Here is a 17,785-nt window from a genome sequence, read left to right on the forward strand (position 1 = left end):
GTAAGTAGGCTGGGGGCATGATGCTCGATCTGACCGCGTCCTCCGTCGACCTGACCCGTGCGATCTGCGACATCCCGAGCGTGTCGGGTGACGAGAAGGCGCTTGCGGATGCCATCGAGCAGGCGATCTCCGCGTACCCCCATCTCGAGGTGATCCGCCACGGCAACACGATCGTCGCGCGCACCGATCTCGGGCGAGCGCAGCGGGTCGCGATCGCCGGACACATCGACACCGTGCCGATCAACGGCAACGTGCCGACGAAGGACGTCGAGATCGACGGCGTCGAGTACATCTGGGGCCGGGGAACCGTCGACATGAAGAGCGGCACCGCTGTGCAGCTGAAGCTCGCCGCCGAGCTCACCGAGCCCTCGGTCGACATCACCTGGATGTGGTACGACAACGAAGAGGTGGAGGCCTCGAAGAACGGGCTGGCGCTCCTCGCCGCGGTGCGGCCGGATCTCTTCCAGGCCGACTTCGCGATCCTCGGCGAGCCGTCCAACGGCGAGGTCGAGGGTGGCTGCAACGGCACGATGCGCGCGATCGTGCGCACCACCGGCGTGCGTGCGCACGCGGCACGTGCGTGGATCGGTGAGAACGCCATCCATCGGGCAGCCCCGATCCTCGCGCGCCTGGCCGAGTACCGTGCACGAGAGATCGCGGTCGACGGACTCCTGTATCGGGAGAGCATGAGCGCCGTGCGCATCACAGGCGGGGTCGCAGGCAACGTGATCCCCGATGCCTGCGAGGTCGAGGTGAACTACCGGTTCGCTCCGAGCAAGTCGGCAGCAGATGCAGAAGCGCACATCCGCAACCTCCTCGCCGGCTTCGACGTGGAGATCACGGACGCCGCAGAAGGCGCGCGGCCGGGCCTCGACGCGCCGATCGCCCAAGACTTCGTGGCCGCCGTCGGCGCCGAGCCTCGCCCGAAGTACGGCTGGACCGATGTCGCTCGGTTCTCCGCCCTCGGCATCCCCGCCGTGAACTACGGACCGGGAGACCCGCACCTCGCGCACCATGACGAGGAGCGCGTGCCGCTCGCGCAGATCGACGCCGTCGAGCGAGGACTGCGCGCATGGCTCAGCTCGCGCTGACCGCGACCCGCCGGTGGGCCGCAGCGCCACTGGCGCTGCGCGTGGCCCTGATCTACCTCGCCGCTCGCGCGGTGACGACCGCGATGATGATCGCGGCGGCGACGCAGTCGACATCGCTGTCGAGGTTCGGCGCAGAACCGGGCCTCGCCGATTTCATCGTCGGGTGGGACGCGCAGTGGTACTGGCTCGTCGCCGAAGAGGGATACCCCTCGGATCTGCCGCTCACCGAATCGGGTGACGTCGCTGAGAACGCCTGGGCGTTCATGCCGGTGTTCGCCTTCGCCGCCAAGGCGATCGGCTTCGTGTTCGGGTCCTGGGGGATGGGCGCCTTCCTGCTGTCATTCGTGGCCGGCTACCTCGCCTGTCTCGCGCTGCACCGATTGCTGCGCGATCGGATCGGCGCGCGTGCGGCGATGTGGGCGGTGGTGTTCTTCGCCTCCGGACCGATCGCGGCGATGTTCCAGGTGGGGTACGCCGAGACCCTGTTCCTGCTGCTGCTCTTCCTGGCTCTCGATGCCACGGTGCGACGGAACTACGCATGGCTGTATCTCCTCATCCCCGTGATGGCGTTCACCAGACCGGGGATTCTCGCGTTCGCGCTGTACCTGGGTCTGCACGGCATCCTCCGCTGGTGGCATCGCAGGGATGATCCGCTCGCCCCGCGGGAGATCGTGCACATCGTGGCGCTCGGCGCACTCGCCACGGTCGCGGGCTTCTCGTGGCAGGTCATCGCCGGCGTCGTGACCGGCGATCCCGGTGCGTACCTGGCGACCGAGCTCTCCTGGCGTCGCAACTGGCTCGTGGGCGGTGTCGACGGGTTCGTGCCTTTCGAAGGGTGGGTCCAGGCATCCCAGTTCTGGTTCGGTCAGTGGGGACTCCCCGGCTCGTGGGGGCCGGTCGCCGTCGCGCTCCTGGTGGTGGCAGCGGGTGCCGCCCTGCTCTACGTGCCGCAGGTGCGTGCGCTGGGTCCCGACCTGCGGCTGTGGAGCGCGAGTTACCTCCTCTACCTGCTCGCGGTGTTCTTCCCTCAGTCGAGCACCTTCCGGCTGCTGCTGCCCGTGAGCCCGATCTGGGGAGCACTCGCGGTGCCGCGCTCGCGCGTCTGGCGGCTCGGGGTCCTGGCCGTCTGCCTGCTGGGGCAGTGGCTGTGGATATTCCACATCTACGCCCTGGGGAACACCTTCTGGCAGGTGCCGTGAATGTTAAGGCTTGATGCATTTCTTCATAGGGGACATCCAGGTTCCGGTAACACCCGATAAACTGATCGCATACCACCGGAGGAAAAGGAGCCCACGATGGCAGCGATGAAGCCGAGGACCGGAGACGGACCCATGGAGGCCGTGAAAGAAGGGCGACTCATCATCGTGCGCGTCCCGCTCGAAGGCGGCGGCCGTTTGGTCGTCTCCGTGAACGACGCAGAGGCGAAGGAGCTTCACGACGTGCTGGCAGCCGTCGTGACGCCCGCCTGATCGAACTCGAATTCGCGCACGCGGATTCACGAAGAGGGCGACGGATCGATGATCCGTCGCCCTCTTCCGTCCGTTCACGACGGTGTTCGGCTCAGCTCTCGCCGACGCTGATCAGCTGCAGCAGCCCCTCGCCGGAGGCAGAGACGGTCGCGAGCACGGCTGATGACTCCTGAGTCTCCTGCACGAGCGAGCGGTAGGCGGAGGTCACCTCGTCGCGCTGCACCGGATCGGCGACACGGCCGCCTCCGAGAATGCGGGGGACGAGAACCATTCCGCCTCGACGCACCAGCCGCAGGCCATGCTCGACGTAGTCGATGACGTTCTCGGGGTCGGCATCGACCAGCACGATGTCGTATGACGCCTCGTTCATGCGGGGCAGCACGTCGGCCGCGCGACCTGTGATGAAACGCGCCTTCGTCGCGGGGACGCGTGCGTCGGAGAAGGCCTGACGGGCGGCGGCGAGGTGCTCGGGCTCGTTGTCGATCGAGGTCAGCACCGCCTGCGGCGCGCCGCGCAGCAGCCAGAGCCCCGAGACTCCGGCGCCCGTGCCGATCTCGACGATCGATCTGGCACCGGTCGCGGCGGCCAGCACGGCGATCTGCGAGCCGACGGCCGCGCTGATCGGCGACGCGCCGAGTTCGATGGCGTGCGCACGCGCGCGGGCGATCGGCGACGGCTCCGCGATGGACTCGCGGATGAAACGTGCATTCGCATCGTTCTCGCTCATTGCCTGATTCTCCCGACTGAGATATGTGTTCTCCCAGGGTATGCGCTCGGTGCGCGGCACAACGGCAGGCGCGGCGGTAGCCTGGACAGATGCAGTTCGGGATCACCTTCGAGAAGCTGCTGCTCATCGGTCTGATCGCTGTGCTTCTCATCGGACCGGAGCGGCTGCCCCGCTACGCCGAGAGCGTCGCCAAGCTCGCTCGGCGCGCCGGCGAGTTCCTCCGCGACACCAAATCGCGTGTCCGCGACGAGATGGGTCCCGAGATCGACGACGTCGACTGGCGCAAACTCGATCCACGGCAGTACGACCCCCGGCGCATCATCCGCGACGCGCTCTTCGAAGACGACGCTGCGCCCGGTCCCGCCCGTGCGGAGGCAGTCGTTGCGGAGCCGACGGTGAAACCGGTGCGGACGGCGAGGGTGCGACCGGAGTTCTCGGTCGCGAGTCCTCCGCCGTACGATTCCGAAGCGACATAGCCCGAGTCTCCGCCCGGCGGAGCTCCGCTGCGAAGGCTCAGCCGATGCGCGCGCGCAGCGTGGCGAGGTCGTCGTCCGTCACCAGTGACCGGGGGATGGCGGTGATCGCCGACGCGCCACGCAGCTTGAGCAGTACCGCGTCAGCGCCTGCTCGCACGCTCTGGAAGGTGCTGTAGTCGATGTCGGACGAGCGATGCCCCGCGCCGATGTGCAGGGCAGTGTCGCCCAGTCGCACCCAGACGACGGTGCCTGGCGGGGTCGCCGAATGCACGGCACGCCGCGCTCCGACGATCGTCATCACGACGGCATAGAGCATCAGACCGATGCTCGCGACGGGGAGCAGACCCGACAGCCCCGGGTTGCCTCCGGTCGCGCTCAGATTCAGGATGCTCAGCGCGAGCGCTGCAGCGAGGGCGATCCACATCACGATCGCCGCAGGACGAGTGAGCGCGTAGACCGCGGCATCTCGAGCCATTCCCCGAAGCAACCGCTCATCGACGGTGACAGTCATGGTCGGGCCTATCCGACATTCATGGGAAGCGACCGGCCGGCGAGTCCGCGCCCCTGTCCGGCGAGAGTGCGGGCCAGATCACGGATCGCCGTCGCCGCCGCATCGGCGCCGTCGCTCAGGACGACCGGCACACCGTCGTCGCCTCCGGAGCGCAGCGCGGGGCTGAGCGGGATCGACGCCAGCAGTGGGACGGACTGCGTCTCGGACAGCGCCTCTGCGACGGCGGCACCTCCACCCGAGCCGAACAGGTCTATCACGGTGCCGTCCGGCAGGGTGAGCGCGCCCATGTTCTCGACCACGCCGATCACCCGCTGACCGGTCTGACGCGCCACCAGCCCGCTGCGGATCGCGACGTCGGATGCGGCCGCCTGCGGGGTCGTCACGACGAGCACCTCGGCGTGCGGCAACAGCTGCCCGATCGAGATCGCGATGTCGCCGGTGCCGGGGGGCATGTCGATCAGCAGGATGTCGAGGTCGCCGAAGAACACGTCCGTCAGGAACTGCTGCACTGTGCGGTGCAGCATCGGACCGCGCCAGGCCACCACGGCCTCGCCGTCGCGCAGGAACATGCCGATGGAGATCGTCTTCACTCCGTGGGCGACGGGCGGGAGCATGAGGTCATCGATGCGCGTGGGCTGTGTCCCCGCGGGGATGCCGAGGAGCCCGGGGATCGAGAAGCCGTGCACATCGGCGTCGACGAGACCGACTGCGAGACCCTGCGCGGCGAGTGCGACCGCGAGGTTCGCCGTCACCGTGGACTTGCCGACCCCGCCCTTGCCGCTGGAGACGAGGATCACCCGCGTGAGCGAGTCCGGGCCGAAGGGCATCTGGCGCGGCGGCCGGCCGTCGCGCAGCTTCTCGGTGAGCGCCTTGCGCTCGGTGGGCGTCATGACACCGACCTCGACGTCCACCTCGGTGATCCCCGGCACGGAGGCGGCGGCCGCGCGGACGTCCGATTCGATGCGGGCGGCAGCCGGGCAGCCGACGATCGTGAGGACGATCGCGACGTGCGCGCGCGGACCGTCGACGTCGATCTCCCTGACCATGTCGAGATCGCCGATGGGGCGTCGCAGCTCGGGATCTGTGACCGCGGCTACGGCCGCCCGCACGGAATCAGCGGTGCTCATGATGATGCGGCGCGGCCGCGGGGGCGTCGCTCGACCGGCTCGTCGTCATGGTCTCCGAGCTCGGCGAGCAGCGACTTGAGCTCCTGCCGCAGCACATCGCGGGTCACGACCTGGTTGTTGCGCTCCTCGAGCGACATCCGCAGCGCGACGATCTCACGGGCGAGGTACTCGGTGTCGGCGAGATTGCGCTCGGCCCGCTGACGATCCTGTTCGATCTGCACCCGGTCACGGTCGTCCTGGCGGTTCTGCGCGAGAAGGATCAGAGGGGCCGCGTACGACGCCTGCAGCGAGAGCATGAGGGTGAGGGCCGTGAAACCGAGCGCCGCGTCATCGAAGCGCAGGTGGTCGGGCAGCAGTGTGTTCCAGCAGATCCAGAGCACACAGAACAGAGTGAGGATCAGCAGAAACGCGGGGGTGCCCATGGCGCGGGCGACCCACTCGGTGAAACGGCCGAAGCGATCACGCGACGTCGAGCGCTGGCGGGAGGTGCCGCGGCCCAGGGGTGCGTCGAGCCGAGGCGAGCGCGAGCGGGAGCGGGGCATCAGCGCACCTCCTTGGAGACCGTCGGCTCGTCGCTGTCGTGCGTGCGCCAGTCATCGGGCAGCAGGTAGTCGAGGACGTCGTCGATGCTGATCGCGCCGACCAGTCGGTGGGCGGCATCGATCACGGGGAGCGAGACGAGGTCGTAGCTCGCCAGCATCCTGGCGACCTCAGCGGCGGACGCGGTGACCCGCACCGGCTCGAGGCTGTCGTCCATGATGGCCCCGAGACGTTCGTGCGGCGGGTAGCGCAGCATCCGCTGGAAGTGCACCATGCCGAGCAGCCGACCGGTCGGCGTCTCGAACGGCGGCAGGGTCACGAAGACCGCGGCTGCAAGGGCGGGGTGCAGCTCGTGGCGCCGGATGAGGGCGAGCGCCTCGGCCACTGTCGCGTCGGCCGACAGGATGATCGGCTCGGGCGTCATGAGTCCACCGGCCGTGTCGGGGCCGTAACGGAGCAGCATCCTGACGTCCTCGGCCTCTTCGGGCTCCATCAGCTCGAGCAGCTGCTCGAGACGATTCGGCGGAAGCTGCGCGAGGAGGTCCGCGGCGTCGTCCGGTTCCATCTGGTCGAGGATGTCGGCGGCGCGCTCGTCGCCGAGTCGATCGAGGATATGCACCTGCTCGTCTTCGGGCATCTCCTCCAGGGCATCGGCCAGGCGGTCGTCCGAGAGCTCCTCGGCCACCTCGATCATGCGCTGCTGGGGGAGGTCGAGCAGGGTGTTCGCGAGGTCGGCTGCGTGGAGCTCCGAGTACGACGCGACGAGCTGCTCGGCCGACTGGGACTCGCCGGGGGAGTGCTGCTCGGCGACCTCGCTCCAGGCTGCGAACGTGGTCGGTCCCTTCGCGAACGGAGAGGCGCTGGTCTTCGGTCGACGCAGGAAGAGCTGACTGATCGCCCATTCCCCGATGCGGTTCGGCTCGATGGCGACGTCTTCGATCACGGCGGTGCCGCTGCCGTCGACGAGGCTCACCCGACGCCCGAGGAGCTCGGCGAGAACGCGCACCTCGCCGGCGCGCGGTGAGAATCGGCGCACATTGATGAGACCGGTGCTGATCACCTGGCCCGCGCGGATCGACGTCACCCGTCCGATGGAGAGGAAGACCTGTCTGCGCCCGGGGATCTCGACGACGAGGCCGATGACGCGGGGAGCACCCGTACTTCGGTACACGATGACGACATCACGGACTTTGCCGAGCCGGTCGCCCACGGGGTCGAAGACGGCGCAGCCAGCAAGGCGCGCGGCGAATACCCGTTGTGTGCTCACTCGTCCAGCGTAGTCGCCGGTGTCGCAGGGGTGGCCCCGGCGGCACCGCTGCACGACACACTCCCGGCCCTGTCACCACAAGGCATGGAACAATGGCGGGATGAGCATGCTGAACCGTCCAGCCGACAGCCGCGATGAGGGCGAGATCGTCGCCTCCACACGCGATTACGAAGGCGCCCAGAAGACGGTGTCGAAACTGATCGCCCAGGAGGTGCCCGCCCGGGACATCGCGATCATCGGACAGAGCGTCCGGACGGTCGAGCGCATCACCGGGCGTCTGGGCTATGCAGCAGCCGCCCGATCGGGAGCGATCAACGGCGTGCTCATCGGTCTCTTCCTCTCTGCGATCCTCGTGATCGGCAACCCGGAGGTTCCGATCCAGCTGTTCGTCGGATTCGTCTTCATCGGCGTCGCACTCGGGATGCTTCTGAGCCTCGTCACGTATGCGATCGTGCGGCGACGCCGCGACTTCGCGAGCGTCACGCAGTTCGCGGCCGATCACTACGAGGTCCGCGTCCAGGCCGCTTCGCTCGCGAAGGCCCGTCTCGCCCTGGGTGCGGCCACGCCGGCACCGGCGCGGGCACCGGTGAACCTCGACGAGCCGCCGCGGTACGGCGAGCGCATCACCCCCGGCGCGCACGAACCGGCCGGACAGCCGACGACCACGACACAGCCGACGCCCGAAGAGCCGACGCCCGGAGCCGATCCGACTCCCGGCAGCGAGCCGACACCGCCGCTGGGCGGCGGTGAGACTCCGCCTGCAGAGCCGGCCGTCCCGCCGAGGCCCGCGGATCCGGAGCCGCCGTCTCCCGCGGCGCCCGGGACCGGTGGCGCGGGGGTTCCTCCGAAGTCTGCGGAGCCCGCCTGATGTCAGACGCACCCCGCGATCCGTCGACCCCGTCCGAGCGATCGGCGCAGCCCGCACCGACGCCCGTGCCTCCCGTTCCGCCCTTCCCTGACGGGCAGCAGCCCGCGGCGCCGGCCCGTCCGCTGAACCCGTACGCCCCGCCGCCGGCGCCCGGCTCAGCCCCGCAGCAGTCGCACGGCTACGCACCGCCCCAGGGCTCCGCGTACGCACCGCCGCAGGGCTCCGGGTACGCACCGCCGCAGGCCCCGGGGTATGCGGCACCCCAGGCCCCGGGGTATGCGCCGCCTCAGGCGCCGGGCTACGCGCCGCAGCAATCGGCACCGGGCTACGCGCCGCCGGCCTACCCCGTACAGGGGTACCCCGTCGGCGCCTACCCTGCGGCCGTCCCCCCGCGGGGTCTGCTTCCGTGGGCACTGGGCCTGCTGATCCTCATCCCGTTCCCGTTCGTCGGCGGACTCGCGTCCGGACTCGCCATGGCCGTGAGCGGCGGGGCGTCCCGTCGATACGGCGGGGTCGCGCGTGAGAACGCTCGCGCTGCGCTGAATTGGGGGCTGACGTACCTTCTGGTCTCCACGGTGCTCCTGGTCACGCACTTCGTGCTGCTGTTCGCGCTGACCTCCGATTCGCCGACCACCGGCTTCTACCCGCTCGGCATCCCCATCACGCTCTATTTCGCGCTCTCGGTGCTGCACGTCGTGCTCGTGATCGTGGGCATGGTGCGTGCGTCGAGCGGCAAGGTCATGCGCGTGCCGTTCGCCATCCCGTACCTGCGGGCCTGATGCTCGAGATCCCGGTCGAGCTGCCCTCCGGGGTGACGACGGTCTCTGCCGACTGGGCGCCCGGAGACAACGGCGCGACAGTCCTGATCGCCCACGGCGCCGGTGCGGGCAAGGACCATCCATTCCTCGTGGGATTCTCGGATGCGCTCTCGGACCGGGGATTCTCCACCCTGCGGTTCAACTTCCCCTACGTGGAGCAGGGGCGCAGGATGCCGGGGCCTGCGGCGCACGCGATCGCGACGTGGAACGCGGCGGTGGCCTTCGCGCGCGATCTCGACGCGGAGGCCGCCATCTGGGCCACAGGCAAGTCCTACGGCGGACGCATGGCATCGATGGCCGTGGCCGAGGGACTGGCGGTCGACGGTCTCGTCTACCTCGGCTACCCGCTGCACGCTCCGGGCAGACCGGAGAAGCCGAGAGCCGACCACCTGCCGGCGGTCGCTGCGCCGCAGCTGTTCGTCGAGGGCACGAACGACCCCTTCATCCAACCTCTGACACAGTTCGATGACGTCGTCTCCACGTGTCAGGACGCCCGCGTCGTCTGGATCGAGGGTGGCGGTCACACCTTCGAGGTGAAGGGGCGCAAGCGTGCGGCATCCGACATCGGCGCGTCGCTCGCGCCGATCGTCGCGGAGTTCGTCCGGCCCTGACAGCATGGCAGGGTGAGTCTCGAACGCGTCGCCCTGATCTCCGATGTCCACGGAAACCTGACCGCTCTCGAGGCGGTGCTCGCCGACATCCATCGCAGGGGCATCGCCCGCATCGTCAACCTCGGAGACACGGCGGGCAAGGGGCCACGAGGCGAGGACGCCGTGCGGCGCTGCCGCGACGTGTGCGAGGTGAACGTCCGCGGCAACTGGGACGACTTCCTGCCGACCATCCCCGACGACGGGCCGTCCGAGATGCTGTGGTGGCGAGATGAGCTGTCGGCGCCGAGCAGGGCGTGGCTCCGGTCGCTTCCGCTGAGTGTCGATCTGGTCCTCAGCGGTCATCGGATCCGCCTGTTCCACGCGTCGGCGCAGAGCCCGCACGTCCGCGTGCACTTCGCCCACACGCCCGAGCAGTTCTCCGCGATGTTCGAGGCGACGGAGATGACCGGCGACGGCCCGCTGCCCGATGTGGTGGGCTACGCCGACATCCACGACGCCTACATCGAATCGAACGACGGACGTACGCTGTTCAACGTCGGAAGCGTCGGGAACCCGCTCGACACACCCGTTCCGTCCTACGTGATCCTCGAAGGAGGACAGTCGGCGGACGATCCCTTCGGGATCCAGTTCGTGCGCGTGCCCTACGACGTCGAGGCCGAGATCGCCGTCGCCGAATCGCTCGACATGCCGACCGCCGATGTCTGGGCCGTCGAGCTCCGCACCGCCGTATATCGAGGGCGGCAGGCATCGCAGACGACGACGCCATGATCGCTCAGAGGTTCGCGAGGTCCGGATCGTCGAGCAGACGCCTCATCGTCGACCGTCCCAGACCGCTCATGGCGGGGTTCGAGGACTCGTAGTACCAGACGAGGCCCATCGCCTGCTGCAGCGCCCAGGCTGCTCCTCGCCGCCACTCGCTGTCGGAGACGCGCAGACGGTCACGCACGACGGATCGCCCCCGAGCGTCGAACAGATGCCACGCGGCGACGAGATCGAGCGCAGGGTCGGCAGGGCCGAAGCTCCCGCCGTCGAGGACACCGACGAGACGATCGTCGGCCACCAGCAGGTTGAACGGCGTGAGGTCCCGGTGGCTCATGACGTCCGCACCCTCGCGGGGCGCGTCGCGCAGCGAGCTCCAGAGTCGATCCACGCGATCAGGATCGACCTGGTGCGCGCTGCGCTCGATGCAGAGCGCGACCCACTCGTCGTGGTCACGGAGAACACCACCGCGGCCGCGCCCGTCGAACTTCCGTCCGCGGGTCTCGGTCGACCGCAGCACAGTGATCAGCCCGGAGACGTCCGAGACGAGCGACTCCGACGATGCGTGGCCGGCGGGGGTCGCGGCGACACCCGCCAACCAGGTCTGGATCGACCAGGCAGAAGGATGCTCCTCGGTCGCCGCGGCGAGTCCGACAGGCCGCGTCGCCGGCACGCCGCAGACGTCGGCGAGCTCAGCCATCGCCGCGGCCTCGGCGCCGAGGACATCGCGCGATTCTGCGACGAGGGGGAACCGTGCCGCGAGGTCGTCGCCGATCCGGAAGATCGTGTTCACCGTGCCCGTCGAGCGGACGCGCTCGATCGGCAGATGGGCGAGCTCGGGGAACGTCTGCACGATCAGCCGCGCAGCGCGATCGTCCGTGAGTGCGAGCTCGCCCTCGTGCATCCGTGAGGTCAGTGCTGGACTCGTGCGATCCAGGCTTCGACCTCGTCCGCCGTGCGCGGGATGTCCGTCGAGAGGTTCACCGGGCCGTCCTCGGTCATCAGGATGTCGTCCTCGATTCGCACACCGATACCCCGGTACTCCTCGGGAACGGTGAGGTCGTCGATCTGGAAGTAGAGGCCGGGTTCGATCGTGAAGACCATTCCCGGGGCGAGGATGCCGTCGTAGTACATCTCACGCCGGGCCTGAGCGCAGTCATGGACGTCGATGCCGAGGTGGTGCGACGTGCCGTGCACCATGTAGCGGCGGTGCTGCCCGCCGGTGTCACCGTCCAGCGCCTCCTGTGCGCTCACGGGGAGCATTCCCCATTCGGCGACGCGCGCGGCGATGACGCGCATGGCCGCCTCGTGGACCTCGCGGAAGCGCACCCCGATGCGAGCCGCGGCGAACGCGGCATCAGCGGCCTCGCGCACCGTCTCGTACACCCGGCGCTGCACCTCGGTGAAGGTTCCGGAGACGGGGAGCGTGCGGGTGATGTCCGCGGTGTACAGGCTGTCCGCTTCGACGCCCGCGTCGACGAGGATGAGGTCTCCCGGCACGACCGTGCCATCGTTGCGGGTCCAGTGCAGGTAGCAGGCATGGGGACCCGATGCGGCGATCGTGTCGTACCCCTCGCCGTTGCCGTCTTCGCGCGCGCGGCGGTGGAAGACGCCCTCGACGACGCGCTCGCCGCGAGCATGAGCGATCGCGTCGGGCAGCGAACGGATGACGTCCTCGAATCCCTGCGCAGTGATGTCCACCGCTCGGCGCATCTCGGCGATCTCGTACTCGTCCTTCACGAGCCGCAGCTCCGAGACGAAGCGGGTGAGGTCGTCGTCCTCGTCGAGCACGAGCTCTCCCTCGGCGGCCGAGAACCTCTCGAGGTGGTCGGTCGCGATGTCGAGGTCTGCCGCGACGCCGGCGAGAGACGGGCGAGGGCCGATCCAGAATTCACCGACCGTGGCGTCCGCATAGAACTCCGTGGTGGTGCGATCGGCGCGCTCCCGGAAGTACAGCGTCACATCGTGGCCGGACTCGGCCGGCTCGAACACGAGGATCGAGTCGGGCTCGGCATCCGAAGCCCATCCCGTGAGGTGTGCGAAGGCCGAATGCGCACGGTACGGGTAGTCGGTGTCGTTGCTGCGCTGCTTGAGCGAACCGGCAGGGATGACGAGTCGCTTGCCGGGGAAGGCAGCGGACAGGGCGGCGCGACGCACGGCGGCGAACGGCGCCTGCGCTCGCGGCGCGGGGATCGACTCGGGGCGCTCCGCCCATCCGGTCGAGATCGTGTCGAGGAATCCGCGGGGGAAGGGCTGCTTCCGATTCGTGGTGGTCGTCTCGGCGGGAGTCTCGGTCGTGGGCTCTGCGATCGTGTCGCGCTCAGCGGTGCTCATCCCTCCAGTCTGTCACCTGAGCGACGGCCACGGCATGTCAGCCTGCGGGTTCGAGCTGCACCACGAGACCGCGGTGGTCGCTTCCCGAGCCGCCGATCACGACGGAACCCGTCGTGGACCAGCTCGGCGACGCCATGACGTGGTCGATCGGGGTGCTCAGCAGCGCCGGCAGCGAGCTCGGCCATGTGCCGCTGTATCCGTTGCCGGAGCGGCTCGCGCCGTCGCGGCAGTACCCCATGTCGCCGCCGTCGACGCCGAGCCCCGCCATGTGGTCGATCGTCGCGTTGAAGTCACCCGCGAGGATGAAGTTCCCCTCGGGGCACTGGTCGGCGATCCAGCGCAGGTCGCTCTGCCACTGCGCCATGTCCTCCATCCGGGGCGCGACGGCGTGCACCGCGACGATCGTCGGACCCTCGCCATCGACCGGCATCAGCACCGCGCTGGGCACCGAGCCGGTGTTGTTGGAGCCGTCCTCGGACGACTCGATCACGGAGTACTCGCCGAGGTCGGGGGAGACGAGGACGGTCGTGTGCCAGGACTTGGGGCCGTCGACGACGTCGGGCTTGAACTGCACATGGTGCACCCACATGGGGTGATCCTGATCGCGCAGCAGCACGGCGATCTGCTCGCCCACCTCTTCGGTGGTCTCGGGCAATGCGACGACGTCAGCGCCACGCTCGAGGATCTCCCGCGCGATCTCCTCTGCGGACACCTCGTCGCCGGCGGTGTTCCAGGTGAGCACCCGGATGCTCGAATCGGTGGCGGCGGGGAGCGTGTCCGCGCCGAACCCGCGCATGAAGCCGATGACTCCCGTCGCACCGGCGCCGAGCAGGGCGACGATCAGTACGGATGCCGCGAAGCCGCGCAACGGCTTCGCGAGCAGGAGCAGCAGCGAAACGGCCGCGACGAGGAGGAATGCCGCCAGGACCACGCCGCGGGCGGCGACGATCTGCGCGAACGGATAGGTCTGCTCGAGATGGAAGAACTGCGGCCAGACGACGACGGCCGTCGCGATCGCGAGCAGCACGGTGACGAGGATCCCCAGTAGTCGAAACATCCTCTTCAGCCTAGAAGTCCTCTCTGTGAAGTCCCTAGAGCGACAGGCGTGCGCGGCCGACGTCCACGGTCGTCGGTACGCTCGGAGCATGGCCACCGCTCGATCCCGCCGTTTCGCCGGTCCGTCCGACCTGCACATGCACTCGAACCACTCGGACGGAACGGAGTCGCCCGGCGATGTCGTGCGCCAGGCACACCGGTTCGGGGTGCGTACGATGGCGCTGACCGATCACGATCGCACGACGGGGTGGGACGAGGCGGCGGCGGCGACGGCCGAGCTCGGGATGACGTTCATCCCCGGCATGGAACTCTCCGCGAAACACGAGTGGCGCAGTGTGCACGTGCTGGGCTACCTCTTCGATCCGCTCGACGAGGCGCTCGGATCCGAGACCGATCGCATCAGAGGCGACCGGATCGGTCGTGCCGAGCGGATCGTCCGCAGCATCGGTCGTGACTACGACCTCGACTGGGACGATGTCCTCGCCCAGACCACTCTCGACGCGACGGTCGGCCGTCCGCACATCGCCGATGCCCTTGTGGCGCGCGGAATCGTGCGCGACCGCAACGAGGCGTTCGACGGGATTCTGCACCCCAGAGAGGGCTACTACGAGCCGCACTACGCGCCCGACCCCCTCACGGCAGTGCGTCTGATCACCGAGGCCGGAGGGGTGGCGATCATCGCGCACCCTGCCACGATCGGCCGCGACCACATGATGCCCGTGCCGTTCATCGAGCAGCTCATAGCCGCAGGCCTGGGCGGTTTCGAGATCGATCATCGGGAGAACACCGCGGCAGGCCGGAAGACGCTGCACGCGATCGCCGCGAAGCACGATCTCATCGTCACCGGCTCGAGCGACTATCACGGCACCGGGAAACCCAATCTGCCGGGCGAGAACACCACATCCGACGAGATGGTGGAGCGACTGATCGAGCGCGCGACCGGCTCCGCGCCCCGCTACGCCTGACGCCGGGACGGCAGAGGGGCGGATGCCGCAGCTGCAGCATCCGCCCCTCTGTGAGTCCCTGAGGTGGAGTCGATCAGGCTCCGACGACCGGAGCCGCTCCCGCGCCGCCCGAACCCCCGCGGCGACGACGGCGACGACGGGCCGGGGCCGGCTTGCCGTCGTGGTGCTCCTTGCCTGCGCCGTCGTGGGTGCCGGCGCCCTCGGCGCCGCGGTCCGCTGACGGCGAGGACTGAGAGTCTCCGGGTGATGCGTCGGCAGCGCCCTCGGCGAACGTCGAGCCCACCGGGGTCGAGCCGCCCCGACGACGCCGACGACGGCGGGTGCCGCCCTCATCCGTGCCCTCGGCCGCGGCATCGGCCGCACGCTCGGGGCGCGGTGCGCGCTCGGTCTTCACCGACTGGGTCTTGGGAGCCGACACGAGACGGCCCTTGGTGCCTGCGGGGATGTCGAGGTCACTGAACAGGTGCGGGCTCGAGGAGTAGGTCTCGACCGGGTCGGGCTGCCCGAACTCGAGGGCGCGGTTGATCAGCGCCCACTTGTGCAGGTCCTCCCAGTCGACGAAGGTCACGGCGATGCCGGTCTTGCCCGCACGGCCGGTGCGACCGGCGCGGTGCAGGTACGTCTTGTCCTCGTCGGGGATGGTGTGGTTGATGACGTGCGTGACATCGTCGACGTCGATGCCGCGGGCGGCGACATCGGTCGCGACGAGGACGTCGCGCTTGCCGGCCTTGAACGCGGCCATCGACCGCTCGCGCTGGTCCTGTCCCATGTCGCCGTGCACGCCGCCGACGTTGAAGCCGCGGTCGCTGAGCTCGTCGACGAGGCGCTGCGCGGCGCGCTTGGTACGGGTGAAGATCACCGTCTTGCCGCGACCCTCCGCCTGGAGGATGCGGGCGATGATCTCATCCTTGTCGAGCGAGTGGGCGCGGTACACCAGGTGCTTGATGTTCGCCTGCGTGAGACCCTCGTCGGGGTCGGTCGCGCGGATGTGGATCGGGTTCGTCATGAACCGACGAGCCAGCGCGACGATCGGTCCGGGCATGGTCGCGGAGAACAGCTGGGTGTGACGGACGGCCGGGACCTTCTGGAAGATCTTCTCGATGTCCGCGAGGAATCCGAGGTCGAGCATCTTGTCGGCCTCGTCGAGCACGACCTCGGTCGCGTTGGAGAGGTCGAGCAGACGCTGGCCGGCGAGGTCGATCAGGCGACCGGGCGTGCCGACGACGATCTGGGCGCCCGCCTTGAGCTGGTCGATCTGGCCCTCGTATGCCTTGCCGCCGTAGATCGCGACGACGCTGGTGGAGCGGTTGCTCGTCAACAGGTCGATGTCCTCGTACACCTGCACCGCGAGCTCGCGCGTCGGCACCACGATGAGCGCCTTGACGCCGTGCTCGGGGTCGAGGCCGAGCCGCTGCACCACGGGGATGCCGAAGCCGAACGTCTTGCCTGTTCCGGTCTTGGCCTGGCCGATGATGTCCTGGCCCGGAAGGCCGAGGGGGATGGTCTGCTCCTGGATCGGGAATGCGTCGACGATGCCCTTGGAGGCGAGAGCGTCGATGATGTCCTGATCGATTCCGAGATCAGCGAAGGTTGTCAATGTTCAGATGCCTGTCCGGCGACCTGCGAGGATCGCCATGTTCACGGATCCACGCCGTCTCTTGTGCCACAGGCGCGGGCCCCGCTCCGACGGCGGGGACAGGGACAGCCTACCCGAGGGGGTGGCGACGCCCGGGAATATCGCGTCCCCCGGGTAGTGTGAACCCCGTGGTGAACTGGTTCTGGAAGCGTAGGACGCCCCGGCGCACGATGACGTTGCGCAGTCGGGGCGATCAAGGAGCGGCGACGCGGGTCGACTTCGCCGAACTCGCGCCGGAGCTGCCGCGATTCCTGGGACAGGCGGCGTACCTCCAGCTGGGGTACTTCGAGACGCTCACGCGGCTGATCAGGGCGACTCCGGAGCTCTCCGAGAAGGAGGCGCTCTCCCGGGCAGCCGGTGCTGCGCTCACCAAGCATCGGGCGATCGTCGAACTCATCGCGGAGCGCGGAGACGATCCGACGCAGCTCATGCTCCCGTTCCGGGAGAACCTCGACGCCTTCCGGCGCAAGACCATCGGCGCGCGTCCGCGGGAGACTCTCCTCGCCGTCTACATCACGGCAGGGATGCTCGACGACTTCTACTTCGCACTCGCCTCGAGCTACGGCGACACGGGGGAGAGGGTCGCGGAGATCCTCTCCGAGGACGACGCGCGACACGAGATCGTCGCCATCATCCAGGAGACGATCGACGGCGACGGCGAGTGGCGGTCGCTGCTCTCGATGTGGGCGCGCCGGCTCGTGGGGGACACGATCCTGGTGTGCCGGTCCGCGCTGCGTCAGCCCGAGCTCGCCGCGATGAGCGAGGACCGCGTCGAATTGGTCTACACCGAGCTGATGGGCGCGCACGCACGCCGCATGGATGCGATGGGTCTCGCCTCCTAGCCGACGGACCCGGCCGACGGCATCAGATGCCGAGCGCCGCCTTGGCCGCGGCATCGCTGCGTCGGCGCGACGCGACGATCGCGACGGTGGCGACTGCCGCGATGCCGACGGAGCCCACGACGCTCGCGAGCCATAGCCAGATGCTGTCCTCGCCCACGCCGAGCCACTGCAGGCCGGTGTAGACGACGGCCGCGAGGGCCGTGGCGACAGCGGGGGTGAGAGCGACCCCGCGCAACTCCCGCCCACCGATCATGTAGTGGGCCGCGATGCCGAGCGCGCACGCCCCGACGAGAGCGAGGAGGATGTACATCGTGGGGTCAGGCGAAGAAGCCGACGCGACGAGACTCCTCGGTGCCGAGCTCGATGTACGCGAGGTTCGCGGTCGGAACCAGGTAGGAGTTGCCCTTGACATCGGCGAAGCTCAGGTGAGAAGTGTTCTGCTCGAGAGCCGAGGAGACCTGCGTGCGGACCTCGTCCGCGCTCGATGCGGTCTCGAAGCTGAGCTCGCGGCCGGTGTTGATGATGCCGATGCGGATTTCCACGCGTACTCCTGTTTTCCAGTCGACGATGCTGTGGTCGAGTCGACCTCGGAGGTCGACGACTGAGCCCAACTCTACCGGGCGGCGAGGTGACGGGATCCGCGGATCGGGCCGGTTTCGCCCTGAGCGCACACCGTCGCGAGACGCCG

General features: G+C 69.0%; 21 protein-coding genes. 10 read left to right on the forward strand and 11 right to left on the reverse strand.

From position 1 onward, the window contains the following. Positions 1-17: 17 nt before the first annotated feature. From dapE to ASE34_RS17520, 3 genes are all read left to right on the forward strand, one after another. The gene (dapE, locus tag ASE34_RS06930; protein ID WP_056278082.1) at positions 18-1,091 is read left to right on the forward strand and encodes a succinyl-diaminopimelate desuccinylase; all 1,074 of its coding nucleotides are present in this window, start codon (positions 18-20) and stop codon (positions 1,089-1,091) included. Further along, positions 1,073-2,290 carry a hypothetical protein gene (locus ASE34_RS06935; RefSeq protein WP_053095579.1) on the forward strand — a complete coding sequence of 406 codons (1,218 nt, stop codon included), beginning with the start codon at positions 1,073-1,075 and terminating at the stop codon, positions 2,288-2,290. The genes dapE and ASE34_RS06935 overlap by 19 nt, the downstream gene beginning before the upstream one ends. 96 nt (positions 2,291-2,386) lie before the next feature. After that, positions 2,387-2,560, forward strand: a complete 174-nt coding sequence (locus tag ASE34_RS17520) for a DUF3117 domain-containing protein (RefSeq protein ID WP_067122349.1) — start codon at positions 2,387-2,389, stop codon at positions 2,558-2,560. A gap of 91 nt (positions 2,561-2,651) precedes the next feature. On the opposite strand, the gene ASE34_RS06940 is transcribed toward ASE34_RS17520, so the two are convergent. Further along, complete coding sequence (locus tag ASE34_RS06940; RefSeq protein ID WP_053095580.1) at positions 2,652-3,287, reverse strand: O-methyltransferase; 636 nt, start codon at positions 3,285-3,287, stop codon at positions 2,652-2,654. An 89-nt stretch (positions 3,288-3,376) separates the two neighbouring features. Here ASE34_RS06940 and ASE34_RS06945 point away from each other — a divergent pair, with 89 nt between their 5' ends. Further along, positions 3,377-3,763 carry a twin-arginine translocase TatA/TatE family subunit gene (locus ASE34_RS06945; protein WP_053095581.1) on the forward strand — a complete coding sequence of 129 codons (387 nt, stop codon included), beginning with the start codon at positions 3,377-3,379 and terminating at the stop codon, positions 3,761-3,763. Positions 3,764-3,800: 37 nt separating this feature from the next. Here ASE34_RS06945 and ASE34_RS06950 read toward each other — a convergent pair whose 3' ends face one another. Genes ASE34_RS06950 through ASE34_RS06965 form a run of 4 tightly spaced genes read right to left on the reverse strand, consistent with a single transcriptional unit; the run spans position 3,801 to position 7,208 of the window. Beyond that, on the reverse strand, positions 3,801-4,274 hold the full coding sequence (locus ASE34_RS06950) for a hypothetical protein (protein WP_082586548.1): 474 nt from the start codon (positions 4,272-4,274) through the stop codon (positions 3,801-3,803). Positions 4,275-4,282: 8 nt separating this feature from the next. Beyond that, complete coding sequence (locus ASE34_RS06955; protein WP_056278087.1) at positions 4,283-5,401, reverse strand: Mrp/NBP35 family ATP-binding protein; 1,119 nt, start codon at positions 5,399-5,401, stop codon at positions 4,283-4,285. Continuing rightward, complete coding sequence (locus ASE34_RS06960) at positions 5,398-5,943, reverse strand: DUF1003 domain-containing protein (RefSeq protein ID WP_053095584.1); 546 nt, start codon at positions 5,941-5,943, stop codon at positions 5,398-5,400. Before ASE34_RS06960 ends, ASE34_RS06955 begins: the two co-directional genes overlap by 4 nt. Next, entirely contained in the window at positions 5,943-7,208 is a 1,266-nt protein-coding gene (locus ASE34_RS06965; protein WP_053095585.1) for a magnesium transporter MgtE N-terminal domain-containing protein, read from the reverse strand. The genes ASE34_RS06960 and ASE34_RS06965 overlap by 1 nt, the downstream gene beginning before the upstream one ends. Before the next feature lie 100 nt (positions 7,209-7,308). On the opposite strand from ASE34_RS06965, the gene ASE34_RS06970 reads away from it, so the two are divergent. From ASE34_RS06970 to ASE34_RS06985, 4 genes are read left to right on the forward strand one after another with little or no spacing between them, the layout of a single operon-like run. After that, positions 7,309-8,076 carry a general stress protein gene (locus tag ASE34_RS06970; protein WP_230100666.1) on the forward strand — a complete coding sequence of 256 codons (768 nt, stop codon included), beginning with the start codon at positions 7,309-7,311 and terminating at the stop codon, positions 8,074-8,076. Next, positions 8,076-8,855 carry a DUF4870 domain-containing protein gene (locus tag ASE34_RS06975; protein ID WP_056278089.1) on the forward strand — a complete coding sequence of 260 codons (780 nt, stop codon included), beginning with the start codon at positions 8,076-8,078 and terminating at the stop codon, positions 8,853-8,855. The genes ASE34_RS06970 and ASE34_RS06975 overlap by 1 nt, the downstream gene beginning before the upstream one ends. Then, positions 8,855-9,505, forward strand: coding sequence for an alpha/beta family hydrolase (locus tag ASE34_RS06980; protein ID WP_056278091.1), 651 nt, complete (start codon positions 8,855-8,857; stop codon positions 9,503-9,505). Before ASE34_RS06975 ends, ASE34_RS06980 begins: the two co-directional genes overlap by 1 nt. Positions 9,506-9,517: 12 nt before the next feature. Next, on the forward strand, positions 9,518-10,273 hold the full coding sequence (locus ASE34_RS06985) for a metallophosphoesterase family protein (RefSeq protein ID WP_056278094.1): 756 nt from the start codon (positions 9,518-9,520) through the stop codon (positions 10,271-10,273). Between the two features lie 4 nt (positions 10,274-10,277). Here the strand turns inward: ASE34_RS06985 and ASE34_RS06990 are convergent, their stop codons facing one another. The 3 genes from ASE34_RS06990 to ASE34_RS07000 are packed head-to-tail and all read right to left on the reverse strand — an operon-like array spanning position 10,278 to position 13,655. Next, on the reverse strand, positions 10,278-11,168 hold the full coding sequence (locus ASE34_RS06990) for a phosphotransferase (protein ID WP_056278096.1): 891 nt from the start codon (positions 11,166-11,168) through the stop codon (positions 10,278-10,280). Positions 11,169-11,176: 8 nt separating this feature from the next. Then, a complete protein-coding gene (locus ASE34_RS06995; RefSeq protein WP_056278099.1) occupies positions 11,177-12,598 on the reverse strand; it encodes an aminopeptidase P family protein in 1,422 nt (473 codons plus the stop codon). 37 nt (positions 12,599-12,635) lie between these two features. Then, the gene (locus ASE34_RS07000; RefSeq protein ID WP_056278102.1) at positions 12,636-13,655 is read right to left on the reverse strand and encodes an endonuclease/exonuclease/phosphatase family protein; all 1,020 of its coding nucleotides are present in this window, start codon (positions 13,653-13,655) and stop codon (positions 12,636-12,638) included. Positions 13,656-13,743: 88 nt separating this feature from the next. Between ASE34_RS07000 and ASE34_RS07005 the strand changes: the two genes are divergently transcribed. Next, positions 13,744-14,619 carry a PHP domain-containing protein gene (locus ASE34_RS07005; protein ID WP_056278106.1) on the forward strand — a complete coding sequence of 292 codons (876 nt, stop codon included), beginning with the start codon at positions 13,744-13,746 and terminating at the stop codon, positions 14,617-14,619. Positions 14,620-14,692: 73 nt separating this feature from the next. Here the strand turns inward: ASE34_RS07005 and ASE34_RS07010 are convergent, their stop codons facing one another. Next, positions 14,693-16,216, reverse strand: a complete 1,524-nt coding sequence (locus ASE34_RS07010) for a DEAD/DEAH box helicase (RefSeq protein ID WP_053095593.1) — start codon at positions 16,214-16,216, stop codon at positions 14,693-14,695. Positions 16,217-16,383: 167 nt separating this feature from the next. On the opposite strand from ASE34_RS07010, the gene ASE34_RS07015 reads away from it, so the two are divergent. Next, positions 16,384-17,097 (forward strand): ferritin-like fold-containing protein, encoded by a 714-nt coding sequence (locus ASE34_RS07015; protein WP_053095594.1) that lies wholly within the window; start codon positions 16,384-16,386, stop codon positions 17,095-17,097. Positions 17,098-17,119: 22 nt separating this feature from the next. Here ASE34_RS07015 and ASE34_RS07020 read toward each other — a convergent pair whose 3' ends face one another. Continuing rightward, the gene (locus ASE34_RS07020) at positions 17,120-17,407 is read right to left on the reverse strand and encodes a hypothetical protein (protein WP_056278108.1); all 288 of its coding nucleotides are present in this window, start codon (positions 17,405-17,407) and stop codon (positions 17,120-17,122) included. Positions 17,408-17,414: 7 nt separating this feature from the next. Continuing rightward, positions 17,415-17,639: a DUF3107 domain-containing protein gene (locus ASE34_RS07025; protein ID WP_053095596.1), complete on the reverse strand. Its 225-nt coding sequence runs from the start codon at positions 17,637-17,639 to the stop codon at positions 17,415-17,417. Between the last annotated feature and the right edge of the window lie 146 nt (positions 17,640-17,785).

This window comes from Microbacterium sp. Root280D1, from assembly GCF_001428975.1.
Taxonomy (GTDB): domain Bacteria; phylum Actinomycetota; class Actinomycetes; order Actinomycetales; family Microbacteriaceae; genus Microbacterium.

What these genes read in the sequence shown, in the direction of transcription:
- ASE34_RS06995 (WP_056278099.1), bottom strand. Translation starts at nt 12,598, where the DNA reads ATGAGCACCGCTGAGCGCGACACGATCGCAGAGCCCACGACCGAGACT.
- ASE34_RS06940 (WP_053095580.1), bottom strand. Translation starts at nt 3,287, where the DNA reads ATGAGCGAGAACGATGCGAATGCACGTTTCATCCGCGAGTCCATCGCG.
- dapE (WP_056278082.1), top strand. Translation starts at nt 18, where the DNA reads ATGATGCTCGATCTGACCGCGTCCTCCGTCGACCTGACCCGTGCGATC.
- ASE34_RS06975 (WP_056278089.1), top strand. Translation starts at nt 8,076, where the DNA reads ATGTCAGACGCACCCCGCGATCCGTCGACCCCGTCCGAGCGATCGGCG.
- ASE34_RS06990 (WP_056278096.1), bottom strand. Translation starts at nt 11,168, where the DNA reads ATGCACGAGGGCGAGCTCGCACTCACGGACGATCGCGCTGCGCGGCTG.
- ASE34_RS06955 (WP_056278087.1), bottom strand. Translation starts at nt 5,401, where the DNA reads ATGAGCACCGCTGATTCCGTGCGGGCGGCCGTAGCCGCGGTCACAGAT.
- ASE34_RS06950 (WP_082586548.1), bottom strand. Translation starts at nt 4,274, where the DNA reads ATGACTGTCACCGTCGATGAGCGGTTGCTTCGGGGAATGGCTCGAGAT.
- ASE34_RS06935 (WP_053095579.1), top strand. Translation starts at nt 1,073, where the DNA reads ATGGCTCAGCTCGCGCTGACCGCGACCCGCCGGTGGGCCGCAGCGCCA.
- ASE34_RS07020 (WP_056278108.1), bottom strand. Translation starts at nt 17,407, where the DNA reads ATGTACATCCTCCTCGCTCTCGTCGGGGCGTGCGCGCTCGGCATCGCG.
- ASE34_RS17520 (WP_067122349.1), top strand. Translation starts at nt 2,387, where the DNA reads ATGGCAGCGATGAAGCCGAGGACCGGAGACGGACCCATGGAGGCCGTG.
- ASE34_RS06960 (WP_053095584.1), bottom strand. Translation starts at nt 5,943, where the DNA reads ATGCCCCGCTCCCGCTCGCGCTCGCCTCGGCTCGACGCACCCCTGGGC.
- ASE34_RS07000 (WP_056278102.1), bottom strand. Translation starts at nt 13,655, where the DNA reads ATGTTTCGACTACTGGGGATCCTCGTCACCGTGCTGCTCGCGATCGCG.
- ASE34_RS07005 (WP_056278106.1), top strand. Translation starts at nt 13,744, where the DNA reads ATGGCCACCGCTCGATCCCGCCGTTTCGCCGGTCCGTCCGACCTGCAC.
- ASE34_RS06980 (WP_056278091.1), top strand. Translation starts at nt 8,855, where the DNA reads ATGCTCGAGATCCCGGTCGAGCTGCCCTCCGGGGTGACGACGGTCTCT.
- ASE34_RS06970 (WP_230100666.1), top strand. Translation starts at nt 7,309, where the DNA reads ATGAGCATGCTGAACCGTCCAGCCGACAGCCGCGATGAGGGCGAGATC.
- ASE34_RS06945 (WP_053095581.1), top strand. Translation starts at nt 3,377, where the DNA reads ATGCAGTTCGGGATCACCTTCGAGAAGCTGCTGCTCATCGGTCTGATC.